Annotated in this window: 14 protein-coding genes and 1 pseudogene; 11 read left to right on the forward strand and 4 right to left on the reverse strand. The window is 65.5% G+C overall.

Going from position 1 to position 15,812, the window contains the following annotated elements; all coding sequences use genetic code 11:
* Window positions 1-63 precede the first annotated feature (63 nt).
* From CAL26_RS27900 to CAL26_RS27915, 4 genes are read left to right on the forward strand one after another with little or no spacing between them, the layout of a single operon-like run.
* Window positions 64-687, forward strand: a complete 624-nt coding sequence (locus tag CAL26_RS27900; RefSeq protein WP_094849808.1) for an SCO family protein — start codon at window positions 64-66, stop codon at window positions 685-687.
* Window positions 688-690: 3 nt separating this feature from the next.
* Window positions 691-1,734: a COX15/CtaA family protein gene (locus CAL26_RS27905; RefSeq protein WP_094849809.1), complete on the forward strand. Its 1,044-nt coding sequence runs from the start codon at window positions 691-693 to the stop codon at window positions 1,732-1,734.
* Between the two features lie 30 nt (window positions 1,735-1,764).
* Window positions 1,765-2,658 (forward strand): heme o synthase, encoded by an 894-nt coding sequence (gene cyoE, locus CAL26_RS27910; protein WP_086062780.1) that lies wholly within the window; start codon window positions 1,765-1,767, stop codon window positions 2,656-2,658.
* Between the two features lie 19 nt (window positions 2,659-2,677).
* Window positions 2,678-3,283 (forward strand): SCO family protein, encoded by a 606-nt coding sequence (locus tag CAL26_RS27915; RefSeq protein WP_094849810.1) that lies wholly within the window; start codon window positions 2,678-2,680, stop codon window positions 3,281-3,283.
* Window positions 3,284-3,294: 11 nt separating this feature from the next.
* On the opposite strand, the gene CAL26_RS27920 is transcribed toward CAL26_RS27915, so the two are convergent.
* Window positions 3,295-3,528 (reverse strand): DUF3717 domain-containing protein, encoded by a 234-nt coding sequence (locus CAL26_RS27920; RefSeq protein ID WP_094849811.1) that lies wholly within the window; start codon window positions 3,526-3,528, stop codon window positions 3,295-3,297.
* Window positions 3,529-3,726: 198 nt separating this feature from the next.
* On the opposite strand from CAL26_RS27920, the gene CAL26_RS27925 reads away from it, so the two are divergent.
* The 6 genes from CAL26_RS27925 to CAL26_RS27950 all read left to right on the forward strand — a co-directional run bounded on the left by CAL26_RS27925 (window position 3,727) and on the right by CAL26_RS27950 (window position 10,949).
* A complete protein-coding gene (locus tag CAL26_RS27925) occupies window positions 3,727-4,434 on the forward strand; it encodes a glycine zipper 2TM domain-containing protein (RefSeq protein WP_094849812.1) in 708 nt (235 codons plus the stop codon).
* A gap of 25 nt (window positions 4,435-4,459) precedes the next feature.
* Window positions 4,460-5,440, forward strand: a complete 981-nt coding sequence (locus tag CAL26_RS27930) for a PhaM family polyhydroxyalkanoate granule multifunctional regulatory protein (RefSeq protein WP_094849813.1) — start codon at window positions 4,460-4,462, stop codon at window positions 5,438-5,440.
* Window positions 5,441-5,494: 54 nt separating this feature from the next.
* Window positions 5,495-6,865: a bifunctional UDP-N-acetylglucosamine diphosphorylase/glucosamine-1-phosphate N-acetyltransferase GlmU gene (glmU, locus tag CAL26_RS27935; protein WP_094849814.1), complete on the forward strand. Its 1,371-nt coding sequence runs from the start codon at window positions 5,495-5,497 to the stop codon at window positions 6,863-6,865.
* Window positions 6,866-6,942: 77 nt separating this feature from the next.
* Entirely contained in the window at window positions 6,943-8,298 is a 1,356-nt protein-coding gene (locus tag CAL26_RS27940) for an MFS transporter (protein WP_256988699.1), read from the forward strand.
* A 231-nt stretch (window positions 8,299-8,529) separates the two neighbouring features.
* Window positions 8,530-9,864: a UDP-glucose dehydrogenase family protein gene (locus CAL26_RS27945; RefSeq protein ID WP_094849815.1), complete on the forward strand. Its 1,335-nt coding sequence runs from the start codon at window positions 8,530-8,532 to the stop codon at window positions 9,862-9,864.
* Window positions 9,861-10,949 carry a glycosyltransferase family 4 protein gene (locus tag CAL26_RS27950; RefSeq protein ID WP_094849816.1) on the forward strand — a complete coding sequence of 363 codons (1,089 nt, stop codon included), beginning with the start codon at window positions 9,861-9,863 and terminating at the stop codon, window positions 10,947-10,949. The genes CAL26_RS27945 and CAL26_RS27950 overlap by 4 nt, the downstream gene beginning before the upstream one ends.
* A 7-nt stretch (window positions 10,950-10,956) precedes the next feature.
* On the opposite strand, the gene CAL26_RS27955 is transcribed toward CAL26_RS27950, so the two are convergent.
* Window positions 10,957-11,436, reverse strand: a complete 480-nt coding sequence (locus tag CAL26_RS27955; RefSeq protein ID WP_094849817.1) for an Lrp/AsnC family transcriptional regulator — start codon at window positions 11,434-11,436, stop codon at window positions 10,957-10,959.
* A gap of 199 nt (window positions 11,437-11,635) precedes the next feature.
* On the opposite strand from CAL26_RS27955, the gene glmS reads away from it, so the two are divergent.
* Window positions 11,636-13,468, forward strand: coding sequence for a glutamine--fructose-6-phosphate transaminase (isomerizing) (glmS, locus tag CAL26_RS27960; RefSeq protein ID WP_094849818.1), 1,833 nt, complete (start codon window positions 11,636-11,638; stop codon window positions 13,466-13,468).
* Window positions 13,469-13,844: 376 nt separating this feature from the next.
* Here glmS and CAL26_RS27965 read toward each other — a convergent pair whose 3' ends face one another.
* Both CAL26_RS27965 and CAL26_RS27970 read right to left on the reverse strand, forming a co-directional pair.
* Window positions 13,845-14,756, reverse strand: a complete 912-nt coding sequence (locus CAL26_RS27965; RefSeq protein ID WP_094849819.1) for a hypothetical protein — start codon at window positions 14,754-14,756, stop codon at window positions 13,845-13,847.
* Window positions 14,757-14,971: 215 nt separating this feature from the next.
* Window positions 14,972-15,596: pseudogene (locus CAL26_RS27970) on the reverse strand (tyrosine-type recombinase/integrase).
* Window positions 15,597-15,812 lie beyond the last annotated feature (216 nt).

The following is a 15,812-nucleotide window of genomic DNA, read 5'->3' on the forward strand; positions in this document are numbered from 1 at the left end:
CCCGTCGCCCACCGCCATCCCGAACTACTATCGCTGGAACGCCTGATTTTGCCTACGCCCGCCATGACTTCCGCTCCCGAGCGACCGCGCGCCGCGCCGCGCCGCGGCCGGTCCGTCCTTATTACGATCTTCCTGATCACGCTCGCCCCCATCCTGGGCGCCGTGATCATGTACCTGAACCCGCAGTGGTGGCCCGAGGACAGCAGCAACTACGGCACGCTGGTCCAGCCGCAGCGCGATCTGCCCAAGCCGGGCGACCTGCCGCTGGCGACGCTGGACGGGCAGGCGTTCGACCTGACCAGCCTGAAAGGCAAGTGGCTGCTGATGGCCGCCGACGGCGGCGCATGCCCCGAATCCTGCGCGCGCAAGCTGTTCATCATCCGCAATACCCACGCCAGCCAGGGCAAGAATGTCGACCGCGTCACGCGCGTGTGGTTCATCACGGACGACGCGCCCGTGCCGGACAAGGTGCTGGAGGCCTACCGCGGAACCGTGATGGTGCGCGGGCGGCTCGAGCAGCTGGCGCCCTTCCTCTTGGGCGGGGCGGCCGGCGCCGCCGCGCTGGCGGGGCCGATCTGGATGGTCGATCCGCTGGGCCACCTGATGCTGCAGTTTCCCGCCGACGCCGATCCGGTGAAGGTGCGCAAGGACGTCAGCAAGCTGATCTACAACTCGCGCATTGGCTGACTCATGGACACCGTCATCCTCCGCTACCGCAAACTGGTTTTCTTCACCTGGTTTCTGACGCTGGACCTGATCATGTTCGGCGCCTTCGTGCGGCTGACCGATTCGGGCCTGGGCTGCCCCGATTGGCCGGGCTGCTATGGCAGCGTCACACCGCTGGGTTCGCTGCAGGACATCCATGCCGCCAACAGCGCCATGCCGTTCGGCGCGGTGTCGCTGTCCAAGGCCTGGATCGAGATGGTGCACCGCTATGCCGGCTCCATCCTGGGCATGTTGATCATCGCCATCGTGTACATGGCCTGGCGTTATCGCAGCCGGCTGGGGCACACGCCGTGCCTGGCGACGGCGACGCTGGTCATCGTGTGCGTACAGGGCGCGTTCGGGGCGTGGACGGTCACCCATCAGCTGATGCCCGTGGTGGTGACGGCCCATCTGCTGTTCGGCATGCTGACGCTCGCCGTCATGACCTGGCTGGCCGCGCGCGAGCGGCCCTATCCGCCCTTGAGCGCCGGCGCGGCGCGCTGGCGCCCCTGGATGGCGGGCGGTATCGCGCTGCTGGTGGTGCAGATCGCCCTGGGCGGCTGGGTCAGTACCAATTACGCGGCGCTGGCCTGCATGGATTTCCCCATGTGCCAGGGGCAGTGGCTGCCCCCGATGGACTTCGCGGGCGGCTATTCCATCATCCGCGCGCTGGGCGAACTGCCTTCCGGCGAAATGATCTCGCAGTACGCGTTGACCGCCATCCACTGGGTGCACCGCAATTTCGCCTTCGTGGTGTTCATCTACCTGGGCACCCTGGCGTTCCGGATGCGGGCTGAGCCCGGGCTGCGGGGGCCCGCCAGGCTGATGCTGGCCCTGCTGCTGGCGCAGCTGCTGACGGGCCTGACCACCATCTTTTTCGAATGGCCGCTGCTGATCGCCGTCCTGCACAACGGGGGCGCGGCGGGGCTGGTGCTGGCGGCGGTCACGCTGCAGGTGCGGCTGTCCACCGCCGGACGCCGTGCGTTTCGGCCGTTGAACGGCGCCGCGCTCGCTGCTGACAGTCCCTGACGCCACGGCGGGTTTAAAATACCGTCCATCATGACCAGTTTCGTCGCTTCTGATTCCGGATTGCTCCGCCAGTACCTGGTGCTCACCAAGCCCCGCGTGACACAGCTCGCGGTGTTTTGCGCCGTCATCGGCATGTTCCTGGCGGCGCCCGGCATGCCGGATCTGAAGCGCGTGGCGTACGCCACGCTGGGCATCTGGCTGCTGGCGGCGGCCGCTTTCGCGATCAACTGCCTGATCGAACAGGAAGTGGACGCCCGCATGCTGCGCACGGCGCGGCGGCCGACGGCGCGCGGCAGCATCCTGCCGCAACAGGTCATCGCGCTGTCCGGCCTGCTGGGCGGCGCTGGCATGCTGGTGCTCTACAACCTGGTGAACCCGCTGACCATGTGGCTGACCTTCGCCACCTTCGTCGGCTACGCGGTCATCTATACCGTCATACTCAAGCCCCGCACGCCGCAGAACATCGTCATCGGCGGGCTGTCCGGGGCCATGCCGCCGGCGCTGGGCTGGGCCGCCATCGCCAACGGCACGCCGGCGCAGGCCTGGGTGCTGGTGCTGATCATCTTCATCTGGACACCGCCGCATTTCTGGGCGCTGGCGCTGTACCGCATGAACGATTACGCCAAGTCCGGGCTGCCCATGCTGCCCGTGACGCACGGGCAGAAGTTCACCCGACTGCATATCCTGCTTTACAGCATCGCGCTGTTCGCCACGACCCTGCTGCCCTACGCGATCCGCATGAGCGGCATGGTCTACCTGGCCAGCGCGGTGGTGCTGGGGGGCATCTTCGTGGCCTATGCCTGGCGCCTGTTCCGCAGCTATTCGGATGCCCTGGCCCGCAAGCTGTTCCGTTATTCCATCGTGTACCTGTCGCTGCTGTTCGGCGCCCTGCTGATCGATCACTGGGTCCAACTGCTCGCCTGATTCGCCGCGAGACTTCTCCATGCCCGATATCGCCGTTCCGCGCCGCGCCCTGCTGCGGGTCTTCGCCGCCGCGCCCATCGCCAGCCTGCTGGCGGCCTGCGGCCAGGATGCGCCTTCCTTCAAGGGCAGCGACATCACCGGCACCCATCTGGGCAAGAACCTGTCCATGGTCGACCAGGACGGCCGCCCGCGCACGCTGGCGGACTATGCGGGCAAGGTGATGGTGGTTTTCTTCGGCTATACCCAGTGCCCGGACGTCTGCCCGACGGCGCTGGCCGAGCTGTCCCAGGTGATGCAGGCCCTGGGCGATTCGGCGTCGCGCGTCCAGGTCATCATGGTCACGGTCGACCCGGAGCGCGATACGCCCGAGGTGCTGAAACAGTACGTGCAGACCTTCAATCCGTCTTTCGTCGGCCTGACGGGCACGCCGGAACAGGTCAAGCAGGCCGCCTCGTCATTCAAGGTCTATTACGCCAAGGTGCCGGCCAAGAACGGCAAGGACTACAGCATGGACCACAGCGCGGCGTTCTATCTGCTGGATACCAAGGGCGAAGCGCGCGTGCTGGCGGGGAACGGGTCGGACGTCGATTCCCTGGCCCACGACATCAAGGCGCTGTTGGCCTGATCCAGGGCGATCTAGGGCGTGGCCTTGCCGGCCGCCGTCAGCCAGGCGGCGAAGGCGTCCCGGGCGCGCTCGTCGAGTTCCGCCAGGGGGATATCCCGGCGTCCCTCCAGAATCATCAAAGCATAGGGCGTGGCCAGCGCGGAGGCTTCGGCGCACAGGCGCGATTCCTCGCCGGTGGCGGGCACGCGGTTGCGCCAGTAGTTGATCGCATCTTCGAGCCGTGTGATCGGAATGACGGTGTCCATCGGCCCATTGTCCCAGAACGCGGCGTGATGTCACGCCGCAACGCGGGCGGAAACCACGTTCCGACCGGCACGGTTTCAACGTTACGGGCGCAAACCCGTTCCGGCCTTGCAAAACTTTCAAACGGTCACTTTGGCAATACGCTGAAAATAGGACCGGGTGCTATACATCGGGCCGTGTTTTCCCGAAGGAGACCCGTTATGAATGCTCCAGCACCTTTACATGGCATGGCCGCGCGTCGCGGCCTGCATCCCCTGGTCGCCATCGCGTCCGTTTGCGTGATCGCGCTTTGCGCGGTGGCCACCGCCGCCATCATGGGCTGGCTGCCCACGCCCAAGGCCCAGCAGGACGGCCGGGAGCCGACCGCCAGCGTCGCGCAGGGCCCGGAAGATGCCAACCTGGCGCCGTTGCCGCCCGGGCAGGGCCAGCCGGCCGCCCAAGCCGCGCCCGCCGCGCCCACGGCGCCTGCGCGTGCCGCGGCCACTACGACGCCGCAGCGCGTGGCCCAGGCGCCCGCCACGCAGCCGCCGTCGTCGCAGCAGCAGGCGGCCGCCGCGTGCCCGCAATGCGGGGTGGTGGTGTCGATCAATACGGTCCAGGTGCCGGCCCAGAACAATGGCGAACCCATCGTCGGCACGGTGGCCGGGGGTGTGGTCGGTGGCGTGGTCGGCAACCAGTTCGGCGGCGGCCACGGCAGGACGGCGCTGACCGTGCTGGGCGCCGTGGGCGGCGCTTTGGCAGGCCGTGAAATCGAGCGTAATATCAAGCAGCAACAGACCGTGACACGATATCAGCTGGTGGCGCGCACCAACGACGGCCGCACCCACACTTTCCATAGCGCGACGCCTTTCCAGTATTCGCCCGGGCAAGCGATCCGCGTGGAAAACAATCAGCTGCTGCCGGGTTGAATCCCTGGGCGGGCGCGAGGACGAAATGACAGATCACAGCGGCAATCCCTTCGTTCTGCCCGGCATGGGCCAAGGCGCGGGCGACGCGTCCAGCAACCCCTTGCTCGCCAGCATGGAGATGATGCGGCAGGCCTGGGCCGGCTTGACCGGCCCGGGCGGCCTGGCCCAGGTCATGCCCATGACCCCGCCCATGAATCTGCAGGACCTGGAACGGCGCATCGCCGAACTGCGCACGGTCGAAAGCTGGCTGCGCATGAATCTTTCGATGTTGAGCAGCACCATCCAGGGCCTGGAAGTGCAGCGGTCCACGATCGCCACCTTGCGTTCCTTCGTCGACAACCTGGGCGCGTACGGCCAGGAAGCAGGCGGGGGCGATGGCCCTTCGCCGCTGGAAATCGTCCTGGGGCTGAAGCCGGCGCCCGCGTCCGCGGGCGGCACCGGTCCGCAGGCCTGGTCCGGTGACGCCGTGGGAAAGAAGGCCGCCCGTGCGGCGGCCGATGCCCCAGCGCCTGAGCGCGCCGGGCAGGCGTCCGCGAGCCCGGACGCAAGCCGGACCGAAGCGCCGCGGGACGACGCGGGCGATGCGCGCGATGGGGACGATGGAGGCGCGACGGCGGCCGGACCAGGAACGGGTTCATCGGCCGGCTCGGCCCAGTCGATCAACCAGGCGGCGCAATCGGCGTCGGAAGCCTGGTGGGGCATGCTGCAGCAGCAGTTCAACCAACTGGCCGCCGCGACCGCCGCAAGCATGCCCGGCATGCCCACGCCGGGCGCCGGGCCATCCGGCAATGCCACGCCCGGCGCGATGCCGGGGAGCGCCGCGCCAGGTGCCGCCAAAGGCACGCCAAGTGGCAAAACCGCTTCCGCCGGCGCGAAACCGCGAGCGGGCGGCGCCCCGGCCGCGGCTCGCCGCGCCGCCGGCAAGACCGCGCAGCCCGGCCGTGCCGCGCCCCGTAAAACGGCGGCCAAAAAAAACAAAATACAATCGGACCCAGACCAGTCATAGTCTTCCTTCCAGCCATGCGCCGCCCAAGAGGCGGCGCATTCTCATCGAAACTCCATGCTTAACGTCGTCATCCTCGCTGCCGGATTGGGCAAGCGCATGCAATCCGATCTGCCCAAGGTGCTGCACACGCTGGCCGGGCGGCCCATGCTGCGGCACGTCGTGGACAGCGCCCGCGCGCTGAACCCGGCGCGCATCGTGGTCGTGGTCGGACATGGCGCGGACCGCGTCCAGGCCGCGTTCAAGGATCAGCCGGATCTTTCCTTCGCGCTGCAGCAGCCGCAGCACGGCACCGGCCATGCGGTGGCGCAGGCCGTCCCGCAATTGGGCGAAGGCGACGCCGACGACGCCACGCTGGTGCTGTATGGCGACGTGCCGCTGGTGCAGCCCGATACGCTGCGCCGCCTGCTGGCGGCGCGCGGCGACGGTATGGCGGTGCTGACGGAAACCCTGCCCGATCCCACGGGTTACGGACGCATCGTGCGCGACGAAAAGGGCGATATCCGTCGCATCGTCGAGCACAAGGACGCGTCGGAAGCCGAGCGCGCCATCACCGAGGTGAATACCGGCATCCTGGCCGCGCCGACCGCGCGCCTGAAAGACTGGCTGACGCGCATCGACAACCGCAATGCGCAGGGCGAGTATTACCTGACCGACGTCGTGGGCCTGGCGGTGCGGGACGGCGTCGCCGTCGGCAGCGCGCAGCCGGCTGCGCATTGGGAGACGCTGGGCGTCAACAGCCGCGTGCAGCAGGCGGAGCTGGAACGCACCTGGCAAGCCGAACAGGCGCGCCGCCTGCTCGAGGCCGGTGCATCCATCGCCGATCCCGCGCGCTTCGACCTGCGCGGCGCCATGCGGATCGGCCGCGACGTGTTCATCGACGTCGGCTGCGTCTTCGAAGGCGATATCGAGCTGGGCGACGGCGTGCGCGTCGGCCCGCACTGCGTGCTGCGCGACGTGAAAGTGGGCGCCGGCACCTTCGTCGAAGCCTATAGCCATCTGCAGGACGCGACGATAGGCCAGGACGCCCGCATCGGACCCTATGCGCGCCTGCGGCCGGGGACGTCGCTGGCGGACCGCGCGCACATCGGCAACTTCGTGGAAGTGAAGAACAGCAAGGTCGGCGAGGACAGCAAGGCGAACCATCTGGCGTATATCGGCGATGCCGACGTGGGCGCGCGGGTGAACGTCGGCGCCGGCGCCATCACCTGCAACTACGATGGCGCGAACAAGCACCGCACCGTCATCGAGGACGACGCCTTCATCGGCTCCGATACCCAGCTGGTCGCGCCGGTGCGCGTCGGGCAGGGCGCCACGCTGGGCGCCGGCACCACGCTGACGCGCGACGCGCCGGCCGGCAAGCTGACGGTCTCGCGCGCCCGGCAGGCCACCATCGAGGCCTGGCAACGACCGGTCAAGAAATCGTGAAGGACCAGAGCAGCACCCCCGCCAACGAATCGTCCGGCGCTTCCCCGCAGGGACCGGACGCCGGCGGCGCCAAGCCCGTGTTCGAAGGCCTGCCCACGCCGCGCCGCTACTGGGCGGCCGGCGTCGTCATGCTGGGCATGACGCTGGCCGTGCTCGACGCCACCATCGCCAACGTCGCCTTGCCGACGATATCGGCGGACCTGAACATCGCTCCGGCAAGCGCCGTGTGGATCGTCAACGCCTACAGCGTGTCGGTGGTCATCATGCTGCTGCCCCTGTCGGCGCTGGCCGAACGGGTGGGGTTCCGGCGCATGTTCGGGCTGGGGCTGGCCCTGTTCACCCTGGCGTCGCTGGGGTGCGCGATGGCCAGTTCGCTGACGACGCTGATCATGGCGCGCATGTTCCAGGGCGTGGGCGCGGCATCGCTGATGTGCATGTTCGGCGGGCTGGTGCGCAATATCTATCCGCTGGCCAAGCTGGGCCGCGGCATCAGCCTGAACGCCACGCTGGTGGCGGTGATGTCGGTGCTGGGGCCGACGCTGGGGTCCCTCATCTTGTCCGTGGCCGACTGGCCGTGGATCTTCGCGGTCAACGTGCCCATCGGGATTTTCGGCCTGTTCCTGGTCCGCTTCCTGCCGGACCCGCCGCGCAACACGGCGCCCTTCGACGTGATCAGCGCCCTGCTTTGCATGGTGGTGCTGGGCGTGTTCATCACCGGGGTCGACAACCTGCATGAGGATCTGGTCCGCGGGCTGGGCATGGTGGCGATTTCGGTGCTGGCCGGCATCCTGCTGGTCCGGCGGGCCAGCCGCCAGACGGCGCCGCTGGTGCCGGTGGACCTGCTGCGCATCCAGCCGGTCGCCTATGCGGTGGCCGCGTCGGGCTGCACCTTCGCCGCGCAGATGAGCGCCTATGTGTCGCTGCCCTTCTATTTCCAATCGGTGCTGGGACGGCCGCACCTGGAAGTCGGCATGCTGCTGGCCGCCTGGCCGGTGGGTACCGCGGTGGTCGCGCCGCTGGCGGGACGCCTGTCCGATCGCTATTCGGTGGCCATGCTGAGCGGCGCCGGCGCCGGATGCATGATGCTGGGCCTGATCTGGCTGGCGGTGCTGCCGCACAGCGCGTCCAATCCCTGGATCATTGCCGGCATGTTCATGTGCGGCCTGGGTTTCGGATTCTTCCAGACCCCCAACAACCGTTCGATGATTTCCTCGGCGCCCCGCACGCGCAGCGGCGCGATCGGCGGCGTGCAGGCGACCACGCGGGTGTTCGGGCAAAGCTTCGGTACGGCGCTCGTTGCGACCGCCTTCGGCCTATTCCCCAGCAAGGGGCCGCTGGTGGCCATCAGCCTGGGCGCGCTATGCGCCGGCATGGCGGTGCTGGTCAATACGGTGCGGTTCTCGCGCGTGCCGGCGCCGCAGCGTAAGGGCTAGATGACGCCGCGGTGATCGGCGCCCCGCGATCGGTCCCCTCGGTTTCCCCGCATCTGGCCCCCTGGTTCGGCCCCCGCGCTTGGCCCCCTTTTCGGGGGCCGGTTTATTTTCGGGGCCGGGCAGCCGTTAACCGGTTGCGGGCGGCGCTTCGCTGCCCCAGCATGGCCCGCTCCTATAATGCGGCCATGGCCGCGCGTTGCGCGCGGATGAATCGATGAAGGGCGTTTATCAATGAAGATCACCGTGGTGGGTACGGGATATGTCGGCCTGGTTTCCGGGGCGTGCCTGGCGGAAATGGGTAACGACGTCATGTGCCTGGACGTCGACGCCACGAAGGTCGAGCGCCTGAAGCGGAACGACATACCGATCTACGAGCCGGGCCTGGAAGAGCTCGTCCGCCGCAATGCGGCGGGCGGCCGCCTGCATTTCACCACCGACGTCGCCGAAAGCGTGCGCCATGGCGACGTCCAGTTCATCGCCGTCGGGACGCCGCCGGGCGAAGACGGCTCGGCCGACCTGCAATACGTGCTGGAAGCCGCGCGCAACATCGCCCGCCACATGAGCGGCCGCAAGATCATCGTCGACAAGTCCACCGTGCCGGTAGGCACCGCCGACAAGGTGCGCGAGGCCGTGGCGCAGGTGCTGGCGGAGCGCGGGGTCGATTTTCCCTTCAGCGTGGCCTCGAATCCCGAGTTCCTGAAAGAAGGCGCGGCGATCCAGGATTTCATGAGCCCGGACCGCGTGGTCGTGGGTGCCGACGACGAACACACCATCGGCGTGATGCGGCGTATCTACGAGCCGTTCCAGCGCACGCACGACCGGCTCATGGTCATGGACGTGCGCTCGGCCGAGCTGGCCAAGTACGCCGCCAACGCCATGCTGGCCACCCGCATTTCATTCATGAACGAAATGGCCAACCTGGCGGAGATCCTGGGCGCCGACATCGAGCAGGTTCGCCGCGGTATCGGCGCTGATCCGCGCATCGGCTACCAGTTCCTGTATCCGGGCGCCGGCTATGGCGGTTCTTGTTTTCCGAAGGATGTGCAGGCATTGGAGCGCACGGCGAAGCAGCACGGACTGCAGATGCGCGTCATCCAGGCGGTGGAAGCCGCCAATGACGCCCAGAAGTTCCGCCTGTCCGAGAAAGTGACGCGGCGCTATGGCGAGAACCTGGCTGGTCGCACCTTCGCCCTCTGGGGACTGGCCTTCAAGCCGAATACCGACGATATGCGCGAAGCGCCCAGCCTGACCGTCATCCAGGAGCTTGCGCAGCGCGGCGCGCGCATCCGCGCCTACGATCCGGTCGCCATGGACGAGGCGCGCAAGGTCGTTTCGCGCATGCCCGGCGCGCAGGACAAGGTGGAATTCGTGGCCGACATGTACCAGGCGCTGGATGGCGCCGACGGGCTGCTGCTGGTCACCGAATGGAAGGCGTTCCGCGCGCCCGATTTCGAGCGCATCCTGGCGCTGCTGAAGTCGCCGCTGATCCTGGACGGCCGCAACCAGTACAACGCCGCCGAGCTCAAAGCCATGGGCTTCGACTACGAGGGCATCGGCCGCGCATGAAGATCCTGCAGCTCAACTTCGAGAAAGGCTGGCGTGGCGGGGAAAGGCAAACCCTGTACTGCATGATGGCCTTTCGCGATGCGGGGCACGAGGTCGAGCTGATGGCGCGCGCCGGCGGTCCGCTGGCGCAGCGCGCCGCCGAGCAGGGCTTCAAGGTGCACGGCGTCAAGCACGTGCCCGGGCAGATTGCATTCCTGGCCACGCGCGGAAGGCGCTACGACATCATCCACGCCCAGACCGCCAACACGGTCACCTGGGCGGTGCTGACCAAGGCGCTGCATGGCCGGCCGGTGGTTTTCTCGCGGCGCACGTCCTTCGTGGTCGAACCCGGGCAGGAATGGAAGACCGGCGGCAAATGGCGCCGGGTAGACCTGCTGGTGGCCATCAGCGACATGGCGGCCGCCGAGCCGCGCCGCCTGGGCATCGAGCCCGTCATCATCCGCAGCGCGGTGTTGCCGGCACCCGTCGATACCGACAACCTGGCCAGGCTGTCTTCCGAATTCAAGCTGCCCGGCAAGAAGATCATCGCGACATCGGCCGCGCTGATCCACGACAAGGATCCGCTGACGATGATCCGCGCGGTCGGCGAACTGGCCGAGACCCGGCTGGATTTCATCTTCGTCCACTTCGGCGCCGGCGGGAACAACGAAGCGCAGGCGCGCGCGCTGGTGGACGAGCTCGGATTGCAGTCCGTCTACCTGTTCGCGGGGTTTCGCAAGGGTGTGGAGGACTTCTACGCCGCCATGGACGTCTTCGCCATGAGTTCGCGCGAAGAGGCATTGGGCAGCAGCGTGTTCGATGCCTTCCTGCGCCGCGTGCCGGTGGTGTCGACCGATGCCGGCGGCTTGAAGGAAAGCCTGGCGGACGGGCGCGGCATCCTCTGCCCGGTGGAGGACCATCGCGCCCTGGCGGCGGGCATGGGGCGTCTGCTGGACGATGCGCAATTGCGCGAGCAGGTCGTGCAGCGGGCGTACGACTACGTGCGCGCGGAGCACGACGTGCGCGGCATGGGCGATCGTTACCTGGCCCAGTTCGAACGCCTGCTGCGCGAGCGCGGCGAGGCGCGGCGGATCGAGGCGTCCTGAGCGCGCGCTATACGACCAGGCGCGTGTCGAACTTGGCGCGATGCACCGAGAAGAACGTCCGCACGTTGCGTACGTTCGCCTGCGCGGTGAATGCGCGGTGCGCCAGCGCGTGATACGCAGGCATGTCCCTGACTTGCGCGATCAACAGAAAATCCGGCCCGGGCGAGACGCGGTAGCACTGCAGCACCGCCGGTTCGTCGCGCATGCGGGCTTCGAATTCGTCCATCCGTTCGGCTGCCTGGACGTCCAGGGTGACCTCCACCAGCGCCGTCAGGCTGCTGCCCAGCCGGGCGGGATCCAGGATGACGACCTGCTTTTCGATGATGCCCAGCTCGCGCAGGCGGCGCACCCGCCGCAGGCAGGTGGGCGGCGACGCGTGGACTTTTTCGGCGAGCTCCTGGTTGGTCAGGGCGGCGTCGGCTTGCAACTGGTCCAGGATCCGGCGATCCAGGTCGTCCAGTTCGGGTAGTGCATCTGGCGTGTTCATGGCTGATGTTCGCGGGTTCGGAGGAAGGTAAGGCTGGTCGTCTGGAATTTATGGATTGTATTTGCTGACGAAATTTTCGTAAATTTCATGGCCAGTATGAGATTTCCGGAAATTTCATATTTCCCGGAATTGAGAAATCCGATTTCTTTGGTGTCGCCGCACAATCCTCGCATTGCATCAATCACCCCTGGAGCTCTCCATGTGCGGAATCGTCGGCGCGGTCGCCCAACGCGACATCACCCCCATCCTGGTCGAGGGCCTGCGGCGCCTGGAGTACCGGGGGTATGACTCCTGCGGCGTGGCGGTCTACGCGGACGGCGAACTGCGCCGCACGCGCAGCACCGAGCGCGTTTCCGAACTCAGCGAGCAGATTGCCCGCGACCACCTGAGCGGCTACACGGGGATCTCCCACACCCGCTGGGCGACCCACGGCGCGCCGGCCACGCACAACGCCCACCCGCACTTTTCCAGCTTCGGCAAGGATGCGGCGCGCATCGCGCTGGTCCACAACGGCATCATCGAAAACCACGACGAACTGCGCGCCGAGCTGCAGGCCGCCGGCTATGTGTTCGAAAGCCAGACCGACACCGAAGTCATCGCCCACCTGGTCAACCACCTGTATGCGGGCGACCTGTTCGAAGCCGTGCAGCAGGCCGTGCGCCGCCTGCATGGCGCCTACGCCATCGCCGTGTTCTGCCGCGACGAACCGCACCGCGTGGTGGGCGCGCGCCAGGGCTCGCCGCTGGTGGTCGGCATCGGCGAAAACGAAAACTTCCTGGCCTCCGACGCGCTGGCGCTGGCCGGCACCACAGATCAGATCATCTACCTGGAAGACGGCGACGTGGTGGACCTGCAGCTGTCGCGCGTGTGGATCGTCGACGACCAGGGCCGGCCGGTCGAGCGCCAAGTGAATACCGTGCAGGTGCACACCGGCGCCGCGGAGCTGGGCCCCTACCGGCACTTCATGCAGAAGGAAATCTTCGAGCAGCCGCGCGCGGTGGGCGACACCTTGCAGGACATCGAGACCATCACGCCGGAGCTGTTCGGTGACGGCGCCTATCGCGTATTCAAGGACACGGATTCGGTATTGATCCTGGCGTGCGGCACGAGTTACTACGCGGGCTTGACCGCGAAGTACTGGATCGAATCGCTGGCCAAGCTGCCCGTGGCGGTGGAGATCGCCAGCGAATACCGCTATCGCGACAGCGTGCCGAATCCGCGCGCGCTGGTGGTCACCATTTCGCAGTCGGGCGAAACCGCCGACACCCTGGCGGCGTTGAAACACGCGCGCAGCCTGGGCATGGAAAACACGCTGACCATCTGCAACGTCGCCACCAGCGCGATGGTGCGCGAATGCAAACTGAACTTCATCACGCGCGCCGGCGTCGAGATCGGCGTGGCGTCCACCAAGGCCTTCACCACGCAGCTGACCGCCCTGTTCATGCTGACGCTGGCGCTGGCGCAGACGCACGGCCGGCTGACGGATGAAGAGGAGGCCGAGCATATCAAGGCGCTGCGCCATCTGCCGGTGGCGATTGGGTCGGTGCTGGCGCTGGAGCCGCAGATCATAGGTTGGGCGGCGCGCTTCGCCACCAAGGAAAACGCGCTATTCCTGGGGCGTGGGCTGCACTATCCCATCGCCCTGGAAGGCGCCTTGAAGCTGAAGGAAATCAGCTACATCCATGCCGAGGCCTATCCCGCCGGCGAACTCAAGCACGGCCCGCTGGCGCTGGTGACCGAGCAGATGCCCGTCGTCACCATCGCGCCGAACGATGCGCTGCTGGAGAAGCTGAAGTCGAACATGCAGGAAGTGCGCGCGCGCGGCGGGGAGCTGTACGTGTTCGCGGATGCGGATAGTCGGATCACCAGCGGGAATGGCACTCATGTGATTCGCATGCCGGAGCACTATGGCAAGTTGTCGCCTATCTTGCATACGATTCCGTTGCAGTTGTTGGCGTATCACACGGCTTGCGCGCGTGGGACGGATGTGGATAAGCCGAGGAATTTGGCTAAGAGTGTGACGGTGGAGTGAGGCGGAGCCGGCGCTGACAGTCGAATCTTCGATAGCGTGTTCGCATTCGCAGGTAGTATTGCGCCGCCAAACCACCCCCACCGTGAGTGCTGTGCGCAATCTCGAAGGCCGCTTTTGCGGCCTTCTTCTAATAGTTGAGACCTCGGACCTGGCTTGCAGCACGTTGCGGCTCCAACTGCCGTTACGCTTCAAGCTTTTGATATTCAAATGTAGGCCCCATACTTGATGCCTGGTTAGAGGTCAATGCCGCGTATGGGGTTGTCCCCTCTCGACCCATGGAAGTCGGACGCCCGATTCGATCGCTGCGACGGCCTTCAAGGTATAACCGGCCGTTCGCATAGCTGGCACGGTCAGGTGGTTACAGGCTTCGTAGTCCTCAACGATGCACCGGTGGATGTGTGAGAACAGACGGATTCTCGAGTAGTGCCGTGACGACGCGTCGCGTGATTGGAATTAGCGTTCCCCAAAGCAGATTTTCGTCGATCGCATTTCCTTTATGAAACAATCTGTTCCGCACTTGTATTAGTTCTTTGATGGTGCTCGGTGTCACTGGAACGGCCGGTTGCCCCGCCAAACACTGGAATTGCGATATCCCAAGCTTGTGCAAAATGCCGCTAAGCTTTACGTGGCGAGGGTCGTCGGTTTGTGACAGTGCGCGGAGAATGACTGCGGTCTTCCTTTGATCGCCCAGCTTATAAGCTGCATCTCGAATCAGTAGCTTATCGTTCTCCGTAAAGAGTGTCCCATCCGCGTACATCGACCGTCCCAACGGAGAAGCTTCGAGCGCTTCCAGAATCAGGAAAAGATTGAAATATTTCGCTTTTACGTTGTTCGACTGCATGCCGAGGAAAAAAAAGTGAACTAGTTCGTGAAGTTCGGGGACGTTCAGGGGGAGCCGATCGATTTCGAATCTGCGTGTGACCCTCAGCTCGAGATGATCTCTAAGGCCGTCGCCGTTGTCGCGGTAGAACTCCCCGTAGGCAACGTCGATGAAGGGCGATCCGTATAAATGATTCTGATTAAAGGACAATAGATACGTTGTAAAGCTCGCAAAGCTTTCAACGAAAGACGCCGCATCGTGGATATCGATCTCTTCGCTCATCGCTACGCACACTTGGTAACGCCCATCGACGGTGTCGATCGAGGCCCTTGTGACGTTGTAGCCGAAGCATTGGGCGTGCTCGAAAAACTCGCCGCTGGGAATCTCCGTGATATCCGACCCTGAATAATCGGGCTCTACCGCGGAATGCGAGGAGGTAATTGAAAAATTGAATCGAAACTCTTTCATGTTTGGAGCACAGGTCATTATCGCCGTTGTGGGGAAGAGCGCATTGACCCAACATATGCCCTTCGGCAGCCGAGCAACTGTATCTCGCTGGCAGCACCACCCAAGGCTGGTCCGGGCAGATTGCGAATTTATATCCGCCATCGGAGTCGCAAGTTTACGTTCCGAAGAACCGAGAGCAGATAGCCGGCTAGCGACCGCTCGCCGGGCGGAATGCATCAAAACTCTGTTTGTTCAGCCATCTCAAGAGCCTCGTCGACCTCGATGCCAAGGTAGCGAACTGTGCCTATAGCTTCGTATACCCGAGCAGCAACTGTACAGCCCGAAGGTTCTTCGTCCGGCGGTAAATCAGCGAGGCTTTTGTACGGCCCATAGTGTGGGTTCCATATGCGGTATCGCGAGGCCAATCGATGCGCCCCAGCGATGCACAATCCGGGCGTATTGCCGCGCCGACAGATGCGGCGACGAATGCAAGCGGCTCGGAAACAGCAAATCCGCCGCCTTTAGTCCTTGCGCTTCGATCCATGCTTCAACGCTCTCACGGGTTTGCTCCGTTGTCTCAAATTGAACCGGACGCTGGGTCTTTTGTTGCATGACGGTGGCTCTCGCGGCCACATGGCTTCCGTGACGGATGTCCTGCACCTGCAATCGCGTGAGATCGCACGCTCGAAGCTTGCTATCGATTGCGAGATTGAACATTGCGAGTTCCCGGACGTTCGACGCCATCTGCAGTCTCGTTCGGATTGCCCAAATTTCTCCTAGCTTTAGAGGTGGCTTCTGCCCGGTGAGTTTGCCCTTGTTCCATGGCACACGTCGGCCAGCGGTGACATTCTCGGATTCCATGACAATCTCCTTTCGCGTAAAGGGAGATTCCGTGTGCTCCTACGGGCGGTCGCTATCCGGCCCTGAGCCGACCTTTGCCTAGCCCGATAGCAGTCTTTCAAGACGCGTGCTGGCCGGCTTGCTCAGACGTCAAACGACGCGTTCGCCCCCTCCGTGTCGAAGCTAATCTCGAACTCTTCGCATTCGAGTTCGTCGGGCGACTCCCAAAGCTTGCTC

The organism is Bordetella genomosp. 9 (genome assembly GCF_002261425.1).
GTDB lineage: Bacteria > Pseudomonadota > Gammaproteobacteria > Burkholderiales > Burkholderiaceae_B > Bordetella_C.